This is a genomic window from Enterobacter sp. RIT637 (assembly GCF_019718755.1).
Taxonomy (GTDB): domain Bacteria; phylum Pseudomonadota; class Gammaproteobacteria; order Enterobacterales; family Enterobacteriaceae; genus Enterobacter.
In genome coordinates this window covers 1-548 of the sequence record NZ_JAIHAZ010000154.1, presented here as the reverse complement: position 1 = coordinate 548, position 548 = coordinate 1, and the positions used below count along the sequence as shown (strand labels likewise).

Below are 548 nucleotides of genomic sequence, written 5' to 3'. Positions count from 1 at the left end.
ATAAAGAGCAGTGGTGTCAGGAACGTAACTGCTGCTGACGTAGCGTTGATTTGACCAGACGCCATGCACTCCAGGCGCCAAAGCCACGTCTGGCCCAGCGGACCAGCATGCTGGGGTGACGAACGGACCAGACGGCCATCACGCTACTGCCTACCAGCACCCAGGAGCGCAAGCTCAGCAACGTGTTCCAGCCATGATCGTACGAACGGGTCACTTCCAGCCAGTCGCGACGGCAGGCAGTCAGATCCAGCCGTTGCTGCTGGATCTGGCTTAGCAGATACGCTTTGCGCTTGCGACGCTCTGTTGTGCTACTCACGGCTAGTCATCCTCCAGCAGTGCGCGATCGTTGGCCAGCTCCTGACGAGTATGACGCAGCAGCGTAGAACTGCGCGCTTTATGCATCGTCCAGATCCCGCCAATCAGTGCGGCCACCAACAGCACAACCGTTGTGGCGATCATCGCGTTGAGGCGATACTGCGGATCGATCGCCCAGATGATTAACACCATCAGGCTCATCAGCCCAAATGCGGCGAAGAGCATGGTGAGCC

2 protein-coding genes are annotated in these 548 nt (G+C 58.8%); both read right to left on the bottom strand.

Features of this window, described 5'->3' with window-relative positions; genetic code table 11:
* Nucleotides 1-16: 16 nt before the first annotated feature.
* Nucleotides 17-316 (bottom strand): YqjK-like family protein, encoded by a 300-nt coding sequence (locus K5E19_RS23740; protein WP_100778806.1) that lies wholly within the window; start codon nt 314-316, stop codon nt 17-19.
* Nucleotides 317-318: 2 nt separating this feature from the next.
* Nucleotides 319-548, bottom strand: a 230-nt coding sequence (locus K5E19_RS23735; protein ID WP_221553374.1) for a phage holin family protein, incomplete at its 5' end; no start/stop codon positions are given.